At 65.3% G+C, this 21018-nt stretch carries 26 protein-coding genes; 21 read left to right on the plus strand and 5 right to left on the minus strand.

Annotated elements, in window-relative coordinates:
* Positions 1 to 96 precede the first annotated feature (96 nt).
* Positions 97 to 462, minus strand: a complete 366-nt coding sequence (locus Q0Z66_RS06090) for a hypothetical protein (RefSeq protein WP_298038972.1) — start codon at positions 460 to 462, stop codon at positions 97 to 99.
* Positions 463 to 523: 61 nt separating this feature from the next.
* Here Q0Z66_RS06090 and Q0Z66_RS06095 point away from each other — a divergent pair, with 61 nt between their 5' ends.
* The 9 genes from Q0Z66_RS06095 (at position 524) to Q0Z66_RS06135 (ending at position 5245) form a co-directional block, all read left to right on the plus strand.
* A complete protein-coding gene (locus Q0Z66_RS06095; protein WP_298038973.1) occupies positions 524 to 1405 on the plus strand; it encodes a hypothetical protein in 882 nt (293 codons plus the stop codon).
* Positions 1402 to 1938 (plus strand): hypothetical protein, encoded by a 537-nt coding sequence (locus Q0Z66_RS06100; protein ID WP_298038975.1) that lies wholly within the window; start codon positions 1402 to 1404, stop codon positions 1936 to 1938. Before Q0Z66_RS06095 ends, Q0Z66_RS06100 begins: the two co-directional genes overlap by 4 nt.
* Positions 1939 to 2115: 177 nt before the next feature.
* The gene (locus tag Q0Z66_RS06105) at positions 2116 to 2466 is read left to right on the plus strand and encodes a hypothetical protein (RefSeq protein ID WP_298038977.1); all 351 of its coding nucleotides are present in this window, start codon (positions 2116 to 2118) and stop codon (positions 2464 to 2466) included.
* Positions 2467 to 2530: 64 nt separating this feature from the next.
* Positions 2531 to 2686, plus strand: a complete 156-nt coding sequence (locus Q0Z66_RS06110; protein WP_298038978.1) for a hypothetical protein — start codon at positions 2531 to 2533, stop codon at positions 2684 to 2686.
* 148 nt (positions 2687 to 2834) lie between these two features.
* Positions 2835 to 3074 carry a hypothetical protein gene (locus Q0Z66_RS06115; RefSeq protein WP_298038979.1) on the plus strand — a complete coding sequence of 80 codons (240 nt, stop codon included), beginning with the start codon at positions 2835 to 2837 and terminating at the stop codon, positions 3072 to 3074.
* Positions 3071 to 3358, plus strand: a complete 288-nt coding sequence (locus tag Q0Z66_RS06120; RefSeq protein WP_298038980.1) for a hypothetical protein — start codon at positions 3071 to 3073, stop codon at positions 3356 to 3358. The genes Q0Z66_RS06115 and Q0Z66_RS06120 overlap by 4 nt, the downstream gene beginning before the upstream one ends.
* Positions 3358 to 4149, plus strand: a complete 792-nt coding sequence (locus Q0Z66_RS06125; RefSeq protein WP_298038982.1) for a DUF2637 domain-containing protein — start codon at positions 3358 to 3360, stop codon at positions 4147 to 4149. Before Q0Z66_RS06120 ends, Q0Z66_RS06125 begins: the two co-directional genes overlap by 1 nt.
* A gap of 25 nt (positions 4150 to 4174) precedes the next feature.
* Positions 4175 to 4612 carry a hypothetical protein gene (locus Q0Z66_RS06130; protein ID WP_298038984.1) on the plus strand — a complete coding sequence of 146 codons (438 nt, stop codon included), beginning with the start codon at positions 4175 to 4177 and terminating at the stop codon, positions 4610 to 4612.
* A 42-nt stretch (positions 4613 to 4654) separates the two neighbouring features.
* Positions 4655 to 5245 carry a hypothetical protein gene (locus tag Q0Z66_RS06135; RefSeq protein WP_298038985.1) on the plus strand — a complete coding sequence of 197 codons (591 nt, stop codon included), beginning with the start codon at positions 4655 to 4657 and terminating at the stop codon, positions 5243 to 5245.
* Here the strand turns inward: Q0Z66_RS06135 and Q0Z66_RS06140 are convergent.
* Together Q0Z66_RS06140 and Q0Z66_RS06145 are read right to left on the minus strand one after the other, a co-directional pair.
* Positions 5242 to 5451, minus strand: coding sequence for a hypothetical protein (locus Q0Z66_RS06140; RefSeq protein ID WP_298038987.1), 210 nt, complete (start codon positions 5449 to 5451; stop codon positions 5242 to 5244). The two genes, Q0Z66_RS06135 and Q0Z66_RS06140, sit on opposite strands and share 4 nt — an antisense overlap.
* 426 nt (positions 5452 to 5877) lie before the next feature.
* Positions 5878 to 7539 carry a substrate-binding domain-containing protein gene (locus tag Q0Z66_RS06145; protein WP_298038989.1) on the minus strand — a complete coding sequence of 554 codons (1662 nt, stop codon included), beginning with the start codon at positions 7537 to 7539 and terminating at the stop codon, positions 5878 to 5880.
* Positions 7540 to 7867: 328 nt separating this feature from the next.
* On the opposite strand from Q0Z66_RS06145, the gene Q0Z66_RS06150 reads away from it, so the two are divergent.
* The 7 genes from Q0Z66_RS06150 (at position 7868) to Q0Z66_RS06180 (ending at position 15409) form a co-directional block, all read left to right on the plus strand.
* Complete coding sequence (locus tag Q0Z66_RS06150; RefSeq protein WP_298038990.1) at positions 7868 to 8881, plus strand: TerC family protein; 1014 nt, start codon at positions 7868 to 7870, stop codon at positions 8879 to 8881.
* Positions 8882 to 9028: 147 nt separating this feature from the next.
* Positions 9029 to 10489 (plus strand): 3-isopropylmalate dehydratase large subunit, encoded by a 1461-nt coding sequence (gene leuC, locus Q0Z66_RS06155; RefSeq protein ID WP_298038992.1) that lies wholly within the window; start codon positions 9029 to 9031, stop codon positions 10487 to 10489.
* Between the two features lie 2 nt (positions 10490 to 10491).
* Positions 10492 to 11088 (plus strand): 3-isopropylmalate dehydratase small subunit, encoded by a 597-nt coding sequence (leuD, locus tag Q0Z66_RS06160; protein WP_298038994.1) that lies wholly within the window; start codon positions 10492 to 10494, stop codon positions 11086 to 11088.
* A gap of 69 nt (positions 11089 to 11157) precedes the next feature.
* Positions 11158 to 12531, plus strand: coding sequence for a UDP-N-acetylglucosamine 1-carboxyvinyltransferase (gene murA / locus Q0Z66_RS06165; RefSeq protein WP_298038996.1), 1374 nt, complete (start codon positions 11158 to 11160; stop codon positions 12529 to 12531).
* Positions 12528 to 13292 carry a 1-acyl-sn-glycerol-3-phosphate acyltransferase gene (locus Q0Z66_RS06170; protein WP_298038999.1) on the plus strand — a complete coding sequence of 255 codons (765 nt, stop codon included), beginning with the start codon at positions 12528 to 12530 and terminating at the stop codon, positions 13290 to 13292. Before murA ends, Q0Z66_RS06170 begins: the two co-directional genes overlap by 4 nt.
* Complete coding sequence (locus tag Q0Z66_RS06175; RefSeq protein WP_298039000.1) at positions 13282 to 14415, plus strand: NAD(P)H-dependent glycerol-3-phosphate dehydrogenase; 1134 nt, start codon at positions 13282 to 13284, stop codon at positions 14413 to 14415. Before Q0Z66_RS06170 ends, Q0Z66_RS06175 begins: the two co-directional genes overlap by 11 nt.
* Positions 14321 to 15409: a D-alanine--D-alanine ligase family protein gene (locus Q0Z66_RS06180; protein WP_298039004.1), complete on the plus strand. Its 1089-nt coding sequence runs from the start codon at positions 14321 to 14323 to the stop codon at positions 15407 to 15409. Before Q0Z66_RS06175 ends, Q0Z66_RS06180 begins: the two co-directional genes overlap by 95 nt.
* Here the strand turns inward: Q0Z66_RS06180 and Q0Z66_RS06185 are convergent, their stop codons facing one another.
* The gene (locus tag Q0Z66_RS06185; RefSeq protein ID WP_298039005.1) at positions 15410 to 15919 is read right to left on the minus strand and encodes a DUF3515 family protein; all 510 of its coding nucleotides are present in this window, start codon (positions 15917 to 15919) and stop codon (positions 15410 to 15412) included. It abuts the gene before it with no gap.
* 23 nt (positions 15920 to 15942) lie between these two features.
* Here Q0Z66_RS06185 and thiL point away from each other — a divergent pair, with 23 nt between their 5' ends.
* Entirely contained in the window at positions 15943 to 16938 is a 996-nt protein-coding gene (gene thiL / locus Q0Z66_RS06190) for a thiamine-phosphate kinase (RefSeq protein WP_298039008.1), read from the plus strand.
* On the opposite strand, the gene rsmD is transcribed toward thiL, so the two are convergent.
* A complete protein-coding gene (gene rsmD, locus Q0Z66_RS06195) occupies positions 16908 to 17486 on the minus strand; it encodes a 16S rRNA (guanine(966)-N(2))-methyltransferase RsmD (protein WP_298039010.1) in 579 nt (192 codons plus the stop codon). The genes thiL and rsmD overlap by 31 nt on opposite strands.
* Positions 17487 to 17530: 44 nt before the next feature.
* Here rsmD and Q0Z66_RS06200 point away from each other — a divergent pair, with 44 nt between their 5' ends.
* The 4 genes from Q0Z66_RS06200 to rpmF all read left to right on the plus strand — a co-directional run.
* A complete protein-coding gene (locus Q0Z66_RS06200) occupies positions 17531 to 19711 on the plus strand; it encodes an ATP-dependent DNA helicase RecG (RefSeq protein WP_298039013.1) in 2181 nt (726 codons plus the stop codon).
* A gap of 25 nt (positions 19712 to 19736) precedes the next feature.
* The gene (gene coaD, locus Q0Z66_RS06205; protein ID WP_298039016.1) at positions 19737 to 20234 is read left to right on the plus strand and encodes a pantetheine-phosphate adenylyltransferase; all 498 of its coding nucleotides are present in this window, start codon (positions 19737 to 19739) and stop codon (positions 20232 to 20234) included.
* 108 nt (positions 20235 to 20342) lie between these two features.
* A complete protein-coding gene (locus Q0Z66_RS06210) occupies positions 20343 to 20840 on the plus strand; it encodes a DUF177 domain-containing protein (protein WP_298039018.1) in 498 nt (165 codons plus the stop codon).
* Between the two features lie 2 nt (positions 20841 to 20842).
* On the plus strand, positions 20843 to 21018 hold a 176-nt coding region (gene rpmF, locus Q0Z66_RS06215; protein ID WP_298039021.1), incomplete at its 3' end, for a 50S ribosomal protein L32.

Raw genomic sequence — 21018 nt, forward strand, 5'->3', positions numbered from 1 at the left:
TTCCCCTGCATCATGGTCGGGAGCTTCTTCGCCCCTCGCAAAAGACTATCGGGCGACGAGGAGTCCCCGCCGCCCGATAGCGCATTTCGCGATTTTCTACTGCTCCTCCGCCGGAGTCTCAGTAGTGTCCTCGGAGGATTCAACCACCGAGTTGAGGTCTGCGCGACGGCGGATCAGGAAGATCGCGATCCCGCCAAGAAGCGCGAGAAGCACTCCTCCACCGATCCACAGAGCCGGAGCCAGTGCTCCACCCGTGTACGCGATCTCGCCGGTCGGGACATCCGTGTTCGGCTTGTCTGTCTCCGGCGTCTCCGGGTTCACCGGTGGCGTGGTCGCCGTCGTGGCGGTGATCGCCTGAGTGACAGGCTCGCCGTTCAGGTAGTACGTCAGCGTGAACGCGGTGCCCTCTGGGACAGCCGATCCGTTCAGCGTGGCGCGCACGGACAGGATGCCGTTGCCCATCTCGTCGGCGGCAACGGTCTCGTCGGAGAGGACGGTTCACTCAACCGGATCGGACAACATCATGGGCAAGGCAAGCAACAACAAGAAGAACCGCAACCGCAACCAGGGACGCCCGCAGGGGTTCCTCCCGCCACACCTCGCCGAGACCGAGCGTCGCTGGGTTGGTGGACAATTCCGCGCAAACTCGATGCCGGAGGCTGTGCGGTTCATCGAGGTGATGAACGCGGGGAACCATCTCGAACGGAAGATCAACCTCGACGCATACGCGGTGTTCCGTTTCACCGAGGAGGCGTTCGATGCAGCACATGAACACCACGTTCGCGTCAAAGACACCTCGGAGTTCGGGCTGGATGTCTCTGCGCTTCCGGCGACAAAGGGTGTGCTGCTCTGGGATGACCCGCAGGTAGGTAACTTCTGCGGGCTTCGCTGGGATGTCAACAAGGAGGGCACTCTCGACATCGAGATGCTGAGCAGCATCCACTTGCGCAATCCGCACATGAAGGCGGTGTTCGCCGAGGTTGATTCGCAAAACCCGATTCGCTCAATCTCGACGACGCAACTGAAAATCCTGATGCCCACCGGTGCCGTTGACGCACACGCGATGGCGAAGGCTATGGCGATGACGACGCTCATGCGTCTCGCAGCCGGAGCGCCTTCGGTGTTCTCGCGCGCCGAGGGTACTCAAACCGTCATTCGCGACGACCACGAAGCGAGCGGGCGAGTAACGCGGGAGTACGAAGTCCGCACAGTTGCCGAAGACGGCGCGCACCGAGCTGGGGGTTCAGGCGGTCACGCCGGATGGCAGCTCACTCACAAGAGCCACACGCGCGGACACTTCCGCAAGAACGGCACATGGGTCGAAGGGTACGTGCGCGGCGCGAACCTCCCGGAGCGTCCCCGCGTCATCACCGGCACCACTATTCGTGCGGGGGTTGCAGCATGAGCGCGAACATCCTCGACACAGAGACGGAACAAGAGCGCATCGGCATCGCCTGGTGGACTCGCGCAGAAAAGATTGCCGGTCGGCACATTGGAGGCGGCGACCTCGTCTTCGCGCTCCATGACACGTTCTGCGACGACGCTTTCGAGAGCGACGATGAGTTCGCCTACGCCCTCGACCTTGCGTGGACGTGCGCGGAATATCCAGCACGGGCGTTCGACGCTTTTTACTGGGGGCAGATGTTCGACCACCTCGGCTTCGTCAGCGACGGGGTGCGCGCACCACTCCCGCAGCGAGTGCCGACGCTCTACCGTGCTGCGATCGACGGCGATGTCCACGGGCTCGCGTCATGGACTGATGACCTCGCGGTTGCAGTAACGTTTCTCGCTCGCCGACCGGGTGGCGAGATTTGGGTGGCAGAAGGCATCGACCCGAGCATGGTGCGCTTGCGTTCGAACGGGCGAAGCGAGCGCGAATGGGTCATTGACACCGAGTATGACCTGTCCCTCGACATCCGGCTGCACGCCCCCGCCTAACCCATGCCCACTCCGGGGCGGCGACCGCACGCACGTACCGTCGCCGCCCCGCCAAGCGGCGCATCTAACGATTCTGTTGGCTGAGTATTGCCTGAGAGTCGGTGGAACTACTGGAAGCACATCTAACGAATCAGTTAGACTTTGGATAACGAAAACACCAGAAGAAGGATGAAGAACATGGCTATCACCGACACCCTCTACGACCGCATCATCGCTGAAATCGCAGATGCGACCGAAGTCGAAATCATCACTGAGATCAACTACGAAATCCTCAACACCAACGGCGACGCGCGTCTGTGCAACCCGGAGGAGGAGGTTCTCGCGAACATGGTTCACAGCGGAATGCCCATCGAGCACGACATCCGCAACGAGACGCCCGCCACGCTCGCAGAAGAGTGGATCAACGGTGACTTCGAACCCGAGTTGAAGCGTGCGGAACTCGAAGCCGCTGCCGACGCGGCATTCGACCGCCTTGCGGAGCACGCCGTCGCTGAAATCCTCGCGGCTCGCGCCGAAGCTGCCAACTAACCCCGATGCGCGGGGTGCCGCCCACGAGCCGCCCCGCGCATCTCCCAAGCCATAAGGAGTAGTCATGACTGCCGAACTACGCACCCAGCCGACCAAGGGCTCGGCGTACAAAGCAGCGTTCAAGAAGCGCCGCGCCGGGTACAAGTGTCCGACCGAAAGCGGATGCGCGAGCAAGGCGGAGTGCGACCGTCTCACCCGCATCTTTGGTCACGAGCACTAAGACCCAGACCGAAAGGAGTAGCCATGACCACCATCACCCCACCCGAGCACGCGACCGTCGTGTGTCCCGTGTGTTGGAAGCCAATCTCCCGCAAGCGCTGGGATTCGCTCGGCTGCTGCCTCACGCCCCAAGAGCGAAAGGATCACCGATGACCACCGTCACGACCCGCACCGTCCCCGCCGCAGACCTGCTCTCACTCGCGTCTCTGCCGGTGGTGCCGACCATGATTTCGGTAGCGACACCCCTCGACAGCGAGGTTGTGCGCCACGTCATCACCGCTTCGATTCCAACCCGCCCGCGCCGCACGATGCGACCCGAGTCCCCGATCTTTGACCAAACCCCGCGCAGTGCGCGCACTCACCTCGCTCTGGAAGGAGCAACCTCATGAGCACATTCATCGCACCCGGACAGTATGCCGCCGACCACAAGGACAGCTTCCTTGTGGACGGAACAGCGACGCTTGGTGACCTCCCCGGAGCAGAGCCTTCGGTTGGCGACCGCATCCTCGTGCGTCGTCCCCGCATCGTGCGCGGTCGGGTCGCCAGTAGTGCGGCGCGCGCCTATGTCGTCGAGGGTGTAGAGACGCGCGAGACGCAGGTTCGCGAGAACGGTGTTCACCTCACGCGCGACATGACCAACGTGCGCATTCGACTTGTGCCAGGAGGCAACTGATGCCTCGCAAAGCCGGATTCCTCGGCGACTCCCGCGCTCTCAGTGTGACCGCGATTGTTCTCGCGGTCGTCGTCGCGGCGGCGCTCTTTGTCGTTTCGTACCAGGGGCTCGCTCACGCCGCAGAGGCGATCGGGCTGCACAGCACCCCGTGGGTCGTGCCGCTCGCTATCGACGGCGGCATCCTCGTTGCCGGTCTACTGGCGGCGGTCAAGCGCGGACAGCGCCGGAAGGCGACCCTCGAACTCACGATTCTTTGGTCGGCGACGTTGGCATCCTCGGGCGCGAACTACCTTGCGCACGCGGAGCGAGGAGATGGCGTTCTTGCGATTGTCGTAGCGACCGCCGCGCCCGTGTTCTTTCTCGCGATCACAGAGTCGATCATCCGCACGATCATTCAAGACGAAGCGCCCGAGCGTAAGCCCCGCCGCAAGCGCATCCAGACCGCCGTCACAGAGCCCGCAGTCGCGTCTGTACCGGCTGCCGCCACCCCCGCAACCAAGCTCGCCCCGAAGTGCGATTCGCGACCCGTGTCGGCTGCTGTATCGCTTGAATCTCTGACACCAGAGGTTGCCGCGATGGTCGAGGAGTTCCGCGCGGTTGCGCACGACCCTGCATCCTCTGAGGGTGGCGCGGTGAGCGATCGCATGAGTGCGCTGCTGCTTTCGCTGGTCGACGACCATGATGTACGTGCGGTTGACCTGTCTCGCATTGCAGGACACGCCGACGCCGCACGACTGCGAGCGCGTCTCAAGAAGGCGCGCGACCAGCAGAAAAATCTCGTATCCGTATAACGATTCTGTTAGAATAGCTTTCACTATGACCTCAACCCCCGACACTCGCGAAGCCACCGCTCGTTTTCGTGCTGCCGCCAAGAAGCGTGCCGCCGCCGTCGTGACGCTGGACGAAGCGAACACTGCTCTAGCTGTAGCGATGGATGCCGTGCATAAATCCGGGGAGATGGAGTGGTCGGACATTGCTGCGGTTGCCGGTGTTGCGCCTGTGGATGCTGACCCCGCCGCGACCGCGATGTGGCGCACACGGAACATGCCCGGAGCCGCGAAGAAGGTCGTCCACCCTGACACGAGCGTCGAGGGGTGGCTAACGCTCTCGGAGGCTGCGACGGTGCTAGGTCTGACTGCCGCGCAGTTTCGCGCCCGACTCAAGAATCCCTTGAACCCTGTCCATCAGCGCGTGACCGCCCATAAGGGTTGGCGTCGCAACCGTGAGGTCACGTTCTACGGGGTCACCGACTAGTCCCTGGCTTCTCGTTGGCGCTCACCTTTCTGGAAGGAAATCATGCGCCGCATCTTCGCCGCCGACCGCCTCATCAAAGCGTGGATGACCCTGATGGCGAGCGCCGCTCTTGCAATGGTCGTGCTGCTTGTGCTCGGCATCGGTCACCGCGTGGACTACACAGCCGCCTCAGACGCCTACGAGCGCCCTGTGACGGTCTCTGCGCAGACCGGGGCGCACGCACAGGTGCTCGCCGAGCAGCTCGTGGGGGAGCCGGTCACGATCCGCTTCGATGCGGATTCGGTGTGCCGGGGTGCGTATGCGTGCGTCTTCGCGAACGATCACCGCGTCATCCATCTACCACCAGCAGAGCCGATCCTCCCCGGAGCGTTCGCGGGGATGGTGATTCATGAAGCGGTGCACGTGTATGCGTACGAGCACGACCTTGACGTGAGCGAGTTCGACGTGATCGACTCAACCGTCGCTGCGAAAGAAGCGGTCGCGGATTGCGCGGCGCGCATCCTCTCGCGGACGATGACGAACTATCTGACTTGCCCCGCCGAGTGGCAGCTTCGCGCACTCGACGTGTTGGGGATCGAGAGAGTCGCCACGATCTACATTGACCGTGAGGCTCAGGTGGGAGTGTGGCGCTAAGCCGCTGCCGCGAGCACGTTGGTCGAGGTGGTCTTGCGCGACTCAAACCACGCGATCACATCAGCACGCGCATACCGAATATCGGTTCGCGACAACTTGATGAAGGGCGGGGTGTGATCGCCGCCCATCCAGCGCATCTTCGCGAGTCGCTGGCGGTTGAAGCCAAACTCGCGGCAAACTTCGTCGATCGTGAGCAAATCATCCATTTTTCCTTCTCCTCTTTCAGGTTCCTCTCATCATGGTCGGGATGGTCGGGGCTCGTACCGCACCCAGAATCAGCCTCCAGAAGCCTCCAGAATTGGACACATTTTGGACACGTCCCATCGGAATCGTGGGGAATCGAGAGATACGCGGTGAGCCAGAAAAGCCCGGAATCATGCGGAAACAGGGGAGAGGGAGGGTGCTTTTGAGCCTCCAGAGCACTCCAGAAACGCCCTCTCACGGCGGTAACGCGGGTTCGAATCCCGCTGGGGTCACGCAACAGAAAGCCCCCGGTTCCACCGGGGGTTTTCGCATTTTCGATAACACCCGATCCGTTACGGCGGAGGCGCGGCGATAGGGAGAGCGAAGCAAAAGGCCGACGAGGGATTTTCCCTCGTCGGCCTTTCCGCTGCACGGATTCTCCGGATGTGTCAGCTGCAGTACGGGCGGCATCCTCGCTGCGTGACGGCGTCGACGAGCACGGTCGTGATGTCTGCCGGCTGGAGCGCCTGGTAGGCGGCGCCCTCCGTCGCCGCGGCGATCTGCTCGAGCGCGTCCTGATCAGTGTCGGGGCCGTAACCGATCGCGATGACGGGGACCGGGGTGGCCGGGTCGTAGAGCTTCTCGAGTTCCTCGAGCAGGCCGCGCAGGTCGAGTCCGTCATCATCCTCGTTGTAGCCGTCGGTGTTCAGCAGCACGAGGTTGATCTCGCCGGGGACGTAGGTCTCCTTCATGTACTTCACCGCTGCGTACACGCTGTCGTAGAGGCCCGTGCCGCCGCCGACGTAGGTGCGGAGGCTGCTCGCCGTCTCGATGGCGCGCTTCTTGTGCTCGGGATCGCCGAGCGGGCCGAAGGGGAGGACCTCCTGCCAGTCCTGGGCGCCGATGCGGCGGCTGGAGAACGCCCAGACGGCCATGGACGAATCGTCAGACAGGGAGTGGATCGCGCGTACCGCTGCCTGCTCGAACAGGGAGATGCGGGTCTGGCTGCCGTCGACAAGCTGGTTCATCGAACCGGACACGTCGCTGAGCGCGAGCATGCGCGACGGAGCGGTGAGGACGCGCCATGTGCGCAGCACCTCGGCCTGGTTCACGCTGTCCATCGGGGTGATCGCGGCTGCGTCCTCGGAGGACGCGTCGACACCGACGGCGTCGCGCAGGTCGTAGTCCGCCAGGCGATCGCCGGCGGTCTGCATCGCTGCGGAGATCGCGTCGGCGGCGGCGAGGGGGCCCGCGGATGCGCCGGCCGCAGTGACCAGTGGGATGCCGAGCGAGGGCTGGACATCGGCGGGATAGATGGCGACGAGGCCGTCGGCCTCGACGTGCTGACGCAGGGCCTGCTCCGTCGTGACGGCGATGTTTCCGGTGGTCGCCGCGATCTCGAGGGCATCCGCCGTCGTGGGCGCGCCCAGGGCGCGGCTGAGGATGAGGCCGGTGAACGTACGGGCGTCGCCGGCGACCGCGGTCTGCAGCGAGAGCAGCGCGGCCGAGCTGCTGGAGATCCTGGTCGGGTCGGGCAGCGCGGCCTTGATGTCGAGCGCGTCCGGGCGGGTCAGACTGGAGAAGCCGACATCCCGGGACCCGAGGACCTCGGCAACGTCCTCATTCGCGGCGAAGACCACCGGTGTGCTCGCGACGATGTCGCCGACGGCGAGCTCGACCGGGGTTGCGCCGGTCGTCTTCGACTGGGCGGTGACGTAGGAGGGCCACATATCGGAATCCGGAACCCAGATGTCGAACTCGGGGGCGTTGCCCTCGGCCAGGGAATCAGCGGTGACGACGCTGTCCACCTCCGTCACCGACAGAGCGGCGCAGCCATCTGCGGTCTGCGCATCGTCGACGACGGCGCGGAGCGCATCGGCGACGGACGGGTCGGCGATGATGCGCATCCCCTCGGCGATGCATGCCGAGGTCGGAGCATCATCAGCACCGTCCGCGACAGCGGATCGCTTCGTGAAGATAACACTGACGACGACGAGAAGAGCGACTGCGAGGAGGATGCTGACGATGGCCAGGAGAACAGTGTTCCTGCGGCGCCTCGTTACCAGCACGTCATCGTCGTCATCGATCATGGTTGGGGTAATACGACCCATAGGAGTCTCCTAGGAAAGGCGGGTTGCACCGCGTGTGGGAGTGCGACATCGTCATCGGGAGGTACGACGTCGTACGTTTAATTCGGGTATCACAGAATTGTATGTCGGGCCCGATAAGTGGGGCAAAGTTCCGGCACGCCTGCTTAATCCGTATTTCGTCCCCGGGGCCATGACTCGGGTAACATCGAACCCGCGAGAGGGAGTATCCCAGATCTCTGCGTCCGTCATCACGAGCACCGACATCGTTGCTCCGGGCGCAGGCCGCGCGAAGCGCGGGGGAGAGACTTTCGGCCGTTTTCCGACTCCTCTCGAAAGGTGCCCCGCACCCGTGAACATTCCTGTGTGGTTCGAGATCACCGCGATGGTGGTCCTCGTCCTCGTCCTCATCGGCGATCTTCTTCTGGTCCGCCTCCGCCCGCACATCCCCTCCACCAAGGAGTCGACACTCTGGGTCGTCTTCTACGTGGGGCTCGCGCTCGTGTTCGCCGGCGTACTGTTCTTCGTGGCCGATGCGCACTTCGCGGCCGAGTTCTTGACCGGCTGGGCGCTCGAATACAGCCTCTCGATCGACAATCTCTTCGTTTTCGTGCTGATCATGGCTCAGTTCTCCGTGCCACGGCGCCTGCAGCAGCAGGTTCTGATGGTCGGCATCCTCATCGCGATCGTCCTGCGCGGCATCTTCATCCTCGCCGGCGTCGCGATCATCGAGAACTTCTCGCCCATCTTCTACCTGTTCGGCGCTTTCTTGATCTGGACGGCGATCAAGCAGGCCATGCCGGAGGGCGATGACGAGGAGCCCAAGCGGGAGAACTTCGTCGTCCGGATGCTTCGGCGCCGGATCGACATCAGCGATGAGTTCGACGGCTCGAAGCTGCGGACGGTCGTCGACGGCAAGAGGATCTGGACCCCGATGATCATGGTGTTCGTCGTGATCGGCGTCACCGACCTCATGTTCGCGATCGACTCGATCCCGGCCATCTTCAGCATCACCCAGAACAGCTTCCTCGTCTTCACCGCGAACATCTTCGCCCTGATGGGGTTGCGTCAGCTCTACTTCCTCCTCGGCGACCTTCTCGACCGCCTGCGCTACCTCCACTACGGCATCGCGGTCATCCTCGGCTTCATCGGCGTCAAGCTCGTGCTGCACGCCATGCACGTCAACGAGCTGCCGTTCATCAACGGCGGCCAGCCCATCGCCTGGGCTCCCGATGTGCCGATCTGGTTGTCCCTCACCGTGATCGTCGCGGCGATGGGCGTCGCGACCGTGGCCAGCCTGATCGCCTCTTCGCGCGACCGTCGTCGCGGACCGGATCAGCTGCACCCCAGCCCGCCCACGCACTGAGCGGTCAATCCGGTCGTCGCCGCGGTGTAAACTGACCGACATGCGGCGTGTGGTTCTTCTTCTTAGCGGCCGCGGCGAGACCTCGTACTAGGCCCTCTCGTCGCGGCGTTCAGCGTGGCCGAACCGCCGAATTCTGGAGATATCGACATGACCTCAGCTGATTCCACCGTATTCGCGAGCCGTCCTCGCACCCTCGCCGAGAAGGTCTGGGATGACCATCTCGTCGTCAAGGGCGAGAACGGTGAGCCCGACCTGATCTACATCGACCTGCACCTCGTGCACGAAGTGACCAGTCCGCAGGCCTTCGACGGTCTGCGCACCGAGGATCGGCCGCTGCGCCGCCTCGACCTCACGATCGCGACGGAAGACCACAACACTCCGACGCTCGAGATCGATAAGCCCATCGCCGATCTCACGAGTCGGACGCAGATCGAAACCCTGCGGCGCAACGCCGAGGAGTTCGGCGTGCGCATCCACTCGCTCGGCGATGCCGAGCAGGGCATCGTTCATGTGGTCGGTCCGCAGCTCGGCCTGACCATGCCCGGCATCACGGTCGTGTGCGGCGACTCGCACACCTCGACCCACGGCGCATTCGGCGCGATGGCCTTCGGCATCGGCACCAGCGAGGTCGAGCACGTCATGGCCACCCAGACGCTGCCGCTGAAGCCGTTCAAGACCATGGCGATCACGGTCGACGGCGAGCTCAAGCCCGGCGTGAGCGCCAAGGACATCATCCTGGCGGTCATCGCGAAGATCGGCACCGGCGGCGGACAGGGCTACGTGCTCGAGTTCCGCGGCAGTGCGATCCGGGCCCTCTCGATGGAGGGGCGCATGACGATCTGCAACATGTCGATCGAGGCCGGCGCCCGTGCCGGCATGGTCGCCCCCGATGAGACGACCTTCGCTTACGTCAAGGACAAGCCGCACGCCCCGCAGGGGCAAGACTGGGACGACGCGGTCGCCTACTGGCGGACGCTCCCCACCGATGAGGGCGCCGTCTTCGACGCCGAGGTCTTCATCGACGCCGATGAGCTCGAGCCGTTCGTGACCTGGGGCACCAACCCCGGGCAGGGCAGCTCGCTGTCGGCGGCCGTGCCGAACCCGGCCGACTTCGAGGACCCGAACGAGCGGATCGCCGCCGAGCGGGCGCTCGAGTACATGGATCTGGTTCCCGGAACGCCGCTGAAGGAAGTGCCCGTGGATGCCGTGTTCATGGGGTCCTGCACGAACAGTCGCATCGAGGACCTGCGTGCCTTTGCATCGATCATCAAGGGACGCAAGAAGGCAGAAGGCGTGCGCGTCATGGTCGTGCCCGGTTCCGCGCGGGTGCGCCTGGAGGCCGAGGCCGAGGGCATCGACAAGATCGTCACGGAGTTCGGAGCGGAGTGGCGCTTCGCCGGATGCTCGATGTGCTTGGGCATGAACCCCGATCAATTGGCGCCGGGGGAGCGCTGCGCATCGACCTCGAACCGCAACTTCGAGGGTCGACAGGGCAAGGGCGGTCGCACGCACCTCGTGTCGCCGCTCGTCGCCGCCGCCACCGCGGTGCGCGGAACCCTCTCGAGCCCGAACGACCTCGACGTGCCCGCAGAGTTGGTTGGAGCCTGACCATGGAGAAGTTCACCACCCACACCGGGATCGCCGCTCCGCTGAAGCGCTCGAACGTCGACACGGACCAGATCATCCCCGCGGTGTTCCTCAAGCGCGTCACCAAGACGGGCTTCGATGACGCACTGTTCTACGCCTGGCGACAGGATGAGGACTTCGTGCTCAATCAGCCGGTGTTCCAGGGCGCGTCGGTCCTGGTCGCCGGTCCCGACTTCGGCACCGGATCCAGCCGGGAGCACGCCGTCTGGGCGCTGCGAGACTTCGGCTTCTCTGTCGTGCTGAGCCCGCGCTTCGCGGACATCTTCCGAGGCAACGCCGGCAAGCAGGGCCTGCTCGCGGCAACGATCTCAGAGGAAGACCTCGAACGCATCTGGGCCGAGATCGACGCGAACCCCGGTGCGCAGATCACTGTGAACCTCGAAGAGCGCACGGCCACGATCGGTGAAGTCCATGTCGAGATCGGCGTCGACGATTACACTAGGTGGCGGCTCCTCGAAGGGCTCGATGACATCGGGCTCACGCTGCGCAACGAAGACAAGATCGCTCAGTTCGAGGCGCGCCGCGAGTCGTGGCGCCCACGCACGCTCCCTGTCCGCTGACATCGAGCACACCGTGAGTCGGGGCATCCGCCCCAGCGGCCTGGGGCCGCGACTGTGAATACCGAAGCGATGCCGTGTGACGTCCGTCGCGCGTGCAGAGCCTCAGGATGGAGTCCTGTTTTGACCGGAGATGTACTGGCGATCCGTGGCGGCCGACCGTTGCGCGGGCGCGTCGATGTGATCGGCGCGAAGAACCTCGTGACCAAGGCGATGGTGGCCGCACTCCTCGGTGAAGACGCCAGCATCCTGCGCGATGTGCCGAACCTCAGCGATGTCGCTGTCGTCCGCTCTCTGCTCGAGGTTCACGGGGTCCGCGTCTCCGAGGGAGATGAGCCGGGTTCCCTCGTGCTGGATCCGAGCGATGTCGAGTCCGCCCACATGGAGGAGATCGACGCGCATGCGGGTGCATCGCGCATTCCGATCCTGTTCTGCGGACCGCTTCTGCACCGTCTCGGCGAGGCGTTCATCCCCGACCTCGGGGGCTGCCGCATCGGCGACCGTCCGATCGACTTCCACCTGGATGCGCTGCGCAAGTTCGGCGCGGTCGTCGAGAAGCTGCCCAGCGGCATCCGACTGTCCACGCAGGGCGGACGACTCCACGGTGCGAACATCCATCTGCCTTATCCGAGTGTGGGGGCGACGGAACAGGTGCTGCTCACCGCCGTCCGCGCCGAGGGCATCACCGAGCTGCGCAACGCCGCCATCGAGCCCGAGATCATGGATCTGATCGCGCTTCTGCAGAAGATGGGCGCGATCATCTCCTACGAGCCGAACCGCGTCATCCTCATCGAGGGCGTCGAGCACCTGCGCGGCTACGACCACCGGTCGATCTTCGACCGCAACGAGGCCGCGTCCTGGGCATCGGCGGCTCTCGCGACCGACGGTGAGATCTTCGTCGGCGGTGCACGTCAGCAGGAGATGCTCACGTTCCTTAACGTGTTCCGCAAGGCTGGCGGATGGTTCGACATCCAGGAGGACGGCATCCTGTTCCGTCGCGATGGGGAGATTAAGCCCGTCGTGGTCGAGACCGATGTCCACCCCGGATTCATGACCGATTGGCAGCAGCCGCTCGTTGTCGCTCTGACTCAGGCCAACGGCCGTTCGGTGGTCCACGAGACCGTGTACGAGAACCGCATGGGATTCACGGACGCGCTCGTGAAGATGGGCGCCGACATCGTCGTGCACCCGCACGGACTCCAGGACGGGCCGCGCCGCGTGCCGCGTCGCGAGCTCGAACAGGCTGCCGTCATCACCGGACCCACGCCGCTGAGAGGTGCCGACATCGTCGTGCCCGATCTTCGCGGCGGCTACAGCCACGTGATCGCCGCGCTCACCGCGACCGGCGAGTCGAAGGTCTCCGGTGTCGACATCCTCAGCCGCGGCTACGAGAAGTTCCTCGAGAAGCTCGAGGCCGTCGGCGCCGACTTCGACGTCATCGGGTGATTCCGGTGGCTTCCCGGTCATCGGAGAGGGCACGCCCGAGTCTGTTCTGGCTTCTGGCGGTGCTCGTCGTGCCCTTCGTGTCCTTCGTCGCGAAGCTCCGCTTCCGCGGGCGCGAAAAGCTCCCGGCGACGGGCGCGTTCGTGCTCGCTCCGAACCACTACTCGGAGTTCGATCCGTTGATCGTCGCCGTCGCCGTCTGGCGGCTGGGACGTCTACCGCGGTTCATGGCGAAGGACAGCCTGTTCCGTGTTCCGGTTCTCGGGTGGGCGCTCACGCGCACCGGGATGGTTCCCGTCGCACGATCGTCGTCGCGCACGGCCGCAGCGCAGACGATCGCGCAGTCGCGCGCACTCGTCGAGAACGGCCGGGGCGTCATCGTCTACCCCGAGGGCACGTTGACTCGCGACCCCGATCTGTGGCCCATGCGCGGCAAGTCGGGCGCTGTTCGACTGGCGATGGCCGGCGACATTCCGCTGATCCCGATGGCTCAGTGGGGTACGCAGGAGATCATGGGCCGTTACTCGAAGGGCTTGAAGCTCTGGCCTCCGCGCAAGCGTGTTCAGATCAGCATCGGCGACCCCGTCGACATCAGCGACTTGGTCGGCAAGGAGCATGATCAGGCGGCGGTCACCGAGGCCACGGAACGGCTCATGGCCGCCATCACGGCACTGCTCGAGGATCTCCGCGAGGAGAAGGCCCCGTCGAAACGCTGGAATCCTGCCGATCACGGACAGAAGGAGACGGGTCGCCTTGACTCCTAAACCGATCGCATCCGATGGGCCCCGTGTCGCAGTCATCGGCTCCGGAAGCTGGGGGACGACCTTCGGCAAGATCCTGGCCGACGGGGGCGCGCACGTCACGATGTGGGCGCGGCGCCCCGAGCAGGCGCTCGAGATCGCCGAGGCCAAGCGCAATTCGAAGTACCTCCCCGGCATCAATCTGCCGCGCAGTATGGGCGCGACGCATGAACTATCACGTGCGCTCGACGGCGTGGACCAGGTCTACCTCTCGGTGCCCAGCCAGTCGCTGAGGGAGAACCTCAAAGCCGTGCGCCCGCTTCTCGCGGACCGGGAGATTCCCGTCATCAGCCTGATGAAGGGCGTCGAGCGCTCCTCGGGTCTGCGGATGAGTCAGGTCATCGAGCAGGAGCTGCGGTGCGATCCGAATCGGATCGCCGTGGCATCCGGACCGAACCTCGCTCTCGAGATCGCCCGGGAGCAGCCCACCGCCGCGGTCATCGCGTCGCTCAGTCAGGACACCGCCGATACCGTCGCGCGGGCTGCGCGTAATCGTTACTTCCGCACGTTCGTGAACACCGATGTCATCGGAACCGAGTTCGGCGGCGTGCTGAAGAACCTCATCGCGGTCGCGATCGGCATCGTCGACGGCGTCGGATACGGCGAGAACACCAAGGCGTCGATCATCACACGCGGACTCGTCGAGATGACGGACTTCGCAGTGGCGAACGGCGCGCAGCCGGAGACCCTGCAGGGTCTGGCCGGCCTCGGTGATCTCATCGCCACGTGCCAGTCGCCGCTGAGCCGCAACAACACGGCCGGGCGCCTGCTCGGGCAGGGATACAGCTATCAGGACGTCATCAAGCAGATGAACCAGACCGCGGAGGGGCTGGCATCCGTCGCCCCGATCCTGCAGCTGGCTCATGAAGCAGACGTGCACATGCCGATCGTGGAGCAGGTGAAGATGGTGCTCGACGGGAAGATGAACCCGCGCGACATCGCTCCGCATCTGACCACGGACGACGACACTCCCCAGGAGGAGAGAACCAATCATGGACAAGCAGACGGTGGCGGTGCTCTTCGGCGGGCGTTCCAGCGAGCACTCCATCAGTTCCGCAACGGCGGGCGGAGTGCTGCAGGCGATTGATCGCGATCGCTTCGATGTGATCCCGGTCGGAATCACCCGTGCGGGCGCGTTCGTCCTCGAGCAGGATGACGCGGCGAAGTTCGCGTTGAACGCCGAGAGCATGCCCGAGGTGCTCGACAACGGTTCGCGTGTGCTGTGGCCTCAGCCGGACGGCGACCGCACGCTGCGTGTGGTGCATGCCGATGGCTCGGTGACCGACCACGGCGAGATCGACGTCGTACTGCCGCTGCTGCACGGGCTACACGGCGAGGACGGAGCCATTCAGGGCTTCTTCGACGTGCTCGAGATCCCCTATGCGGGGTGCGGGATTCTGGATTCCGCGGTCAGCCTCGACAAGCACTTCACGAAGCTCGCCCTGTCGTCGGCCGGCATTCAGGTGGCGTCCGGAATCACGGTGCGTCATCGCGAGTGGACGCAGGATGCCGCGGCTGTGCGCGCCCGGATCACCGAGCTCGGCGACACGGTGTTCGTGAAGCCGGCCAGCGCCGGCTCGAGCGTCGGAGTCTCGAGGGTCGTCGATGGCGAGGGAATCGATGAGGCTCTGCGCATCGCCTTCGCGGAGGACCCGAAGGTGCTCGTGGAGACGAGCATCACGGGTCGGGAGATCGAGGTCGGTGTCCTCGCCGGACGCAACGGCTCTCCGGCGCGTGCATCGCTTCCCGGCGAGGTCGTGCTGACGACCCGCGATTTCTACGACTTCGAGGGCAAGTACCTCGGTGGTGATGGGGTCGAGATCGTCTGTCCGGCCGATGTCGACGCATCGTTGATCGAGCGTCTGCGTGAGACGGCGCTGCGCGCTTTCGAGGCCGTTGATGGTCAGGGGCTCGCACGTGTCGATTTCTTCGTCACCCCGCAGGGCGAGCTGATCGTCAACGAGCTCAACACGATGCCCGGCTTCACGCCGATCTCCATGTTCCCGAAGTGCTGGGTCGCCTCGGGGCTGAGCTACACCGACCTGATCACCGAACTCATCGAGGGCGGCCTCGGACGCTGATCAGTCGAGCAGCTGTTCGGCCGCTTCCTCGTCGATCTCGTCCGGTGTCGTGCACTCGTTCGTCGCGGGGATCGAGGTCACGGCGCCGACGATTCCGCGACTGCTGATGACATCGTTGGAGCTGACGACGCCGGTGTCGACGTACAGCTGCACGGCGGGTTCGCGGCCGTAGGTCGTCAGCCGCAGCTTCGGGGTGTCGGTGGCGTCGACGAGCCAGTCGACGCCCTCCATCGTCACGCACTGCAGTTCGCTGGTGGGCGCGGGCTTGTCGAGTCCGCAGGTCAGCAGGATCGACGAGGTCGGCGATCCCCAGGCGGCGGTGGCCTGGGCATCGGTCCAGCGGCGCTCTTGCTCGGCGACGGAGTTTACGGTCTTCAGGCTGACCATGACTTCGGCGCACAGGGGGTTGTTCGAATCGGCGGCCGGCTCGAGGTGCACGGTGCTCGAGCACCCGGCAAGCATGGCGGCCCCGAGCAGGACGACGGCGGGTGCGGCGAGACGGCGGAGCATGCTTCCAGGCTACCGTTGGGACTATGTCCATTCGCTCAACAGACTTCGACCCCTGCCTGGGCGATATCTCGGAGGGAACCGTGCTTCGCGCGATCCTCGAGCGCACGGGCGATGCCTCGTATGCGTTGCTCGGCCCGGGAGACGACGCTGCAGTCATTTCGGCTCCATCGGGCTCCGTCGTCGCGACGACGGATACGCTCGTGCACGGCCCGGACTTCCGGCTGGCCTGGTCGAACGGATTCGATCTCGGCTGGAAGTCGGCCGCGGTGAATCTCTCCGATGTGGCGGCGATGGGCGCGCGTCCGACGGCGCTGCTCGTGGCGTTGGCGGTTCCTCGGGAGACACGGCTGTCGTTCGTGGAGCGGATGGCGGAGGGCTTTCGCGCGGCGTGCGATGCGCTCGCGCCCGGTTGCGCTGTGGTCGGGGGAGACCTCACGGTCTCGGATACCCTGACGGTCGCGGTGACCGCGCTCGGTGATCTCGAGGGCCGTGCCGCGGTGACGCGCTCCGGTGCCCGTGCGGGTGATGTGGTGGCGATCGCAGGGAACATGGGTGTCTCGGCGCGGGGTCTGTCGCTGCTCTTCGAACGGTTCCGAACCGACGGTGAGCCGGTTCCGGTGGACGCAACGGTTCTGGATGCCGGCGAGCTCGGTGCCGTCGCCGCTCAGCTGCGTCCGGAGCCGCCGATCTCTCTGGGTCCGGTCGCGGCCCGTGCCGGTGCGACGGCCATGATGGACGTCTCGGACGGCCTGGTTCTGGATGCGGGGCGCATGGCGACAGCATCCGGCATCACGATCGACATAGATTCGGCGACGCTGGGGGAGAATCCGCAGCGGGCGCTCTCCGGCGGAGAGGACCATGCTCTGCTCGCGACGTTCCCGGCCGGTGCCGTTCCTGAAGGTTTCCGGGTGATCGGCGCGGTCCGCCCGCGGCGGGAGCACGGTGTGCTCTGCGACGGAGAAGCTGTGGACGCCGCCGGCTGGGATCCTTATCGGGACTGGGACTCGTCGACGGGCTGAGCCCACCACATCGCCGTGTCTCCGTAGGTCTTCTCGCGGAAGATCTCGAGACCGGCGGCGGAGACATCGGGCGGCGTCGCACGGCTGCCGCGTTCGATCACGACGACGGCATCGGGCGACAGCCGTGGTGCGAGAGCGATGAGGTCGCCCGTCATGGCGTCATCGCTGAGGTCGTAGGGCGGGTCGGTGAAGACGAGGTCCCACCTGCTCTCGGCACGCTTGAGGAACGTCTGGACGGCACTTTCGTGGACACGGGCGGATGCTTCACCCATCGCCTTCGCCACGGCATCCGCGTTCTTGCGGATGACGGATGCCGCGGGGCGCGATTTCTCGACGAGATCCAGTGACACGGCGCCGCGGCTGAGGGACTCGAGGCCCAGGGCGCCGGAGCCGGCGTACAGATCGAGCGCGCGCGCACCGGTGAGAGCATCCATCGACTCCAACGCGCCGAACAAAGACTCGCGCACACGGTCGCTCGTGGGTCGGGTGCCGCTGCCGGGCACGTCCAAGCGCACGCCGCGCGCTGCTCCTGCGATGATCCTCGTCACCTGTTCAGCCTATGGGTGTCTGTGACCTTCTCTAGACTTCAGACATGTCGTTCTCCCTCGATACCGCTCTGCCCGAGGCCATCGGCCAGGGGCCGGCGAAGAAGCTCGAGCGCGCCTTCGGCATGCAGACCCTGGGCGATCTGCTGGCGCACTACCCGCGTCGCTATGCCGACGCCGCCGAGCTCACGCCGATCCGCGAGCTGCCGATCGGCGAGACCGTGACGATCGTCGCCGAGGTGCTGTCGTCGTCGGCGCGCATGATGCGCAACCGCAACGGCGCGATGACGGACGTGATCATCGGCGATGGGCACGGGCGCGTGTCCCTGATGTTCTTCGCCAAGAACCTGGGCCAGGCCGAGTGGCGGCGCGATGAGCTGCGCCCCGGCCGTCGAGGCGTGTTCTCCGGCAAGGTGAGCGCCTTCAACGAGGTCACCCAGTTCTCTCATCCGCAGTACGAGCTCTTCGATGACGATGAGGATCGCAAGGCGCAGGTCGAGGAACGGGCCCACCGCCCCATCCCCATCTACCCGGCCACGGCGACGATTGCGAGCGCGCAGCTGCGGGAGATCATCGAATCGGTGCTGACGAAGCTCGGCGATGTGCCCGACCCGTTGCCGGCCGACGTGCGCGAGGCCAACGGCCTTCTCGATGCGCGCACCGCGTTGATCCAGGTGCACCGGCCCGAGACGAAGACCGACGTCGATCCCGCGGTGCGCACCCTGCGGATGCACGAGGCGCTCGTCCTGCAGACAGCGCTCCTGCAGCAGCGCGAGGCCGTCCGCTCTCTGAACGCGACGGCGCGCCCGGCCGGCGCCGGAGGGCTGCTCGAGAGATTCGACGCGGCCTTGCCGTACACGCTGACTCCCGACCAGCAGACGGTCGGTGACCAGATCTCCGACGACCTGGTCGGAACGTGGCCGATGAACCGGCTCGTGCAGGGAGAGGTCGGCTCCGGCAAGACGCTCGTCGCCCTTCGGGCCATGCTGCAGGTGGCCGAGAGCGGCGGGCAGTCGGCGCTGATCGCCCCGACCGAGGTGCTCGCGGGTCAGCACCTGCGATCGATCACGAAGATGCTGGGCCCTGACCTGTCGGCGCAGCTCATGCCGACTCTGCTCACCGGACAGATGCCGGCCGCGGAGCGGCGAAGAGCTGCGTTGCGCGTCGCGTCCGGGCAGGCGCTGATCGTCGTGGGCACGCACGCCCTGCTGGGGGAGAAGACGACATTCGCCGACCTGGGTTTCGTGGTCGTCGATGAACAGCACCGCTTCGGCGTCGAGCAGCGTGAGGCGCTCCGCGCCAAGGGATCCAGCCCTCATGCGCTCGTCCTCACCGCGACGCCGATCCCGCGCACGGTCGCCATGACGGTGTTCGGCGACCTCGATACGTCGGTGATTCGTACGATGCCCGCCGGCCGTGCCGGCATTCAATCCTTCGTCGCGCCTCTCGCGGAGCATCCCGCATGGTGGCACCGCGTGTGGGAACGGGCCTCGGAGGAGATCGCGCTCGGGCGCCAGGTCTTCGCCGTGTGCGCCGCGATCGACACGACGACGAAATCTGGCGGGCAGGAGGATGCTGCAGCGCTCCTGCCTTCCGAAGAAGGAGGAACCGGCCCGCGCTGGGGCGTCGTCCAGCTGGAGGCCGCCCTTGCGACGCATCCGACGATCGGCGGACTGCGACGCGCCGTTCTGCACGGCAAGATGCCCTCCGATGAGAAGGACGCCATCATGCAGTCCTTCGCCCGTGGCGAGATCGATGTGCTGATCGCGACGACCGTCATCGAGGTCGGCGTCGACGTGCCCAATGCCTCGACCATGATCGTTCTGGACGCCGATCGCTTCGGGGTGTCTCAGCTGCATCAGCTGCGCGGTCGCGTCGGGCGCGGCGGCGTGCCGGGGCTCTGTCTGCTCGTGACCGAGACGGAAGAGGACTCGCTCGCCCGTGAGCGTGTCGATGCCGTCGCAGCCACTCTCGACGGATTCGCGCTTGCAGAGGTCGACCTCGAGCTTCGGGGAGAGGGCGATGTTCTCGGAGCCAACCAGTCGGGCGTTCGGTCATCGTTGCGGTTGCTGCGAGTCGTCAAGGACTCGAAGCTCATCGCCCGTGCGCGCGAGCTGGCGGAGGAGATTCTTCATCACGACCCGCAGCTGGCGGAGCATCCGGATCTTCGCGATGCCATCGCCAGACGGGTGAGCGACGAGGATCGCGCCGCTCTCGCGAAGAACTGACGAGGGGTGCAATAGGCTGATTTCCATGAGCAGCCGGATCGCCGTCGTCCCGGGGTCTTTCGACCCGCCCACCCTCGGTCACCTCGACGTCATCCGTCGGGCGGCGAAGCTGTACGACGAGCTCCACGTCCTGGTCGTGCACAACCCCGGAAAAGAGGCAATGCTGCCGATCGCGCAGCGTTTGTCTCTGCTGGAGCAGTCCATCGAGGAAGACGGCATGGGCGGCAACATCGTGGTCGGATCCTGGAGCATGGGGCTTCTCGTCGACTATGCGCGCGATGTGAACGCGGGAGTGCTCGTGAAGGGCATCCGTTCGCAGATCGATGTCGCCTACGAATCGCCCATGGCGATCGTGAACCGCCATCTCGCCGACATCGAGACGGTGTTCCTGCTGCCTGACCCTGCCCACGCCATGGTGTCGAGCTCTCTCGTGCGTCAGGTCGCCGGTCTTGGCGGCGATGTCGCTCCTTTCGTGCCGCGTGCTGTGGCGGCTTTCCTCGACACGGGCGCGCGCGGGCTCTGAGATACCGGCCCCGCACTCAGGTGCGGCCGGTAGCATGAAGGTGTGAAGACCCGATTCAACGGCCCCTTCGTGGTGCCGGTCCGAGACATCGTTCGACACCCCGGTGAGATGCGTGAGTATCAGATCACGGTTCCTCTGGCTGAACGCTGGGGTGAGGGGATCGTCACTTTCGACGCCGGTACCGAGGTCGATCTCGATGTCCGTCTCGAGTCTGTCCACGAGGGCATTCTCGTCTCCGGAACGGCGGATGCCGAGTACTCCGGAGTCTGCGGACGATGCCTCACGGAGATCGTCCGGCCTGTCGAAGTCGAGTTCCAGGAGCTTTTCGCGTATCCTGGTGAGGAAGAGACTGACTTCGAAGTTCAAGACAACCACGTGGATCTTGAAATTCTTGTCAGGGAAGCCGCCGTCATGGCGCTTCCTTTTCAGCCGGTGTGTCAGCCGGATTGCCTCGGACTCGATCCGGTTACAGGCGAGCGACTGACCGAAAGCGCCGGAGTGGAGGCAGACGCTCCCATCGATCCTCGATGGAGTGCGCTCCAGCAGATCACAGACCAGGGGAGTACGGCAGACCGTCGTGCTCCTGAGAACACAGAAGAGAGTTAGCCATGGCCGGTAACCCCCCGAAGCGCAAGGTTTCCCGTTCCAACACCCGCTCGCGTCGCGCGCAGTGGAAGGCGGCCCCGATCGCCCTCGTGAAGACGGAGGAGAACGGCAAGACCGTTTACAGCCGTCCGCACCAGGCGAAGGTCGTCACCGACTCGCAGGGCACCGAGCTGTTCCT

This window comes from uncultured Microbacterium sp., from assembly GCF_947632095.1.
In the GTDB taxonomy this organism is placed as follows: Bacteria; Actinomycetota; Actinomycetes; order Actinomycetales; family Microbacteriaceae; genus Microbacterium.

Coding starts and splice junctions, on each gene's coding strand:
- Q0Z66_RS06090 (WP_298038972.1), bottom strand. CDS start 462: ATGGGCAACGGCATCCTGTCCGTGCGCGCCACGCTGAACGGATCGGCT.
- Q0Z66_RS06095 (WP_298038973.1), top strand. CDS start 524: ATGGGCAAGGCAAGCAACAACAAGAAGAACCGCAACCGCAACCAGGGA.
- Q0Z66_RS06100 (WP_298038975.1), top strand. CDS start 1,402: ATGAGCGCGAACATCCTCGACACAGAGACGGAACAAGAGCGCATCGGC.
- Q0Z66_RS06105 (WP_298038977.1), top strand. CDS start 2,116: ATGGCTATCACCGACACCCTCTACGACCGCATCATCGCTGAAATCGCA.
- Q0Z66_RS06110 (WP_298038978.1), top strand. CDS start 2,531: ATGACTGCCGAACTACGCACCCAGCCGACCAAGGGCTCGGCGTACAAA.
- Q0Z66_RS06115 (WP_298038979.1), top strand. CDS start 2,835: ATGACCACCGTCACGACCCGCACCGTCCCCGCCGCAGACCTGCTCTCA.
- Q0Z66_RS06120 (WP_298038980.1), top strand. CDS start 3,071: ATGAGCACATTCATCGCACCCGGACAGTATGCCGCCGACCACAAGGAC.
- Q0Z66_RS06125 (WP_298038982.1), top strand. CDS start 3,358: ATGCCTCGCAAAGCCGGATTCCTCGGCGACTCCCGCGCTCTCAGTGTG.
- Q0Z66_RS06130 (WP_298038984.1), top strand. CDS start 4,175: ATGACCTCAACCCCCGACACTCGCGAAGCCACCGCTCGTTTTCGTGCT.
- Q0Z66_RS06135 (WP_298038985.1), top strand. CDS start 4,655: ATGCGCCGCATCTTCGCCGCCGACCGCCTCATCAAAGCGTGGATGACC.
- Q0Z66_RS06140 (WP_298038987.1), bottom strand. CDS start 5,451: ATGGATGATTTGCTCACGATCGACGAAGTTTGCCGCGAGTTTGGCTTC.
- Q0Z66_RS06145 (WP_298038989.1), bottom strand. CDS start 7,539: ATGGGTCGTATTACCCCAACCATGATCGATGACGACGATGACGTGCTG.
- leuC (WP_298038992.1), top strand. CDS start 9,029: ATGACCTCAGCTGATTCCACCGTATTCGCGAGCCGTCCTCGCACCCTC.
- leuD (WP_298038994.1), top strand. CDS start 10,492: ATGGAGAAGTTCACCACCCACACCGGGATCGCCGCTCCGCTGAAGCGC.
- murA (WP_298038996.1), top strand. CDS start 11,158: ATGCCGTGTGACGTCCGTCGCGCGTGCAGAGCCTCAGGATGGAGTCCT.
- Q0Z66_RS06180 (WP_298039004.1), top strand. CDS start 14,321: ATGGACAAGCAGACGGTGGCGGTGCTCTTCGGCGGGCGTTCCAGCGAG.
- Q0Z66_RS06185 (WP_298039005.1), bottom strand. CDS start 15,919: ATGCTCCGCCGTCTCGCCGCACCCGCCGTCGTCCTGCTCGGGGCCGCC.
- thiL (WP_298039008.1), top strand. CDS start 15,943: ATGTCCATTCGCTCAACAGACTTCGACCCCTGCCTGGGCGATATCTCG.
- Q0Z66_RS06200 (WP_298039013.1), top strand. CDS start 17,531: ATGTCGTTCTCCCTCGATACCGCTCTGCCCGAGGCCATCGGCCAGGGG.
- coaD (WP_298039016.1), top strand. CDS start 19,737: ATGAGCAGCCGGATCGCCGTCGTCCCGGGGTCTTTCGACCCGCCCACC.
- Q0Z66_RS06210 (WP_298039018.1), top strand. CDS start 20,343: ATGCGTGAGTATCAGATCACGGTTCCTCTGGCTGAACGCTGGGGTGAG.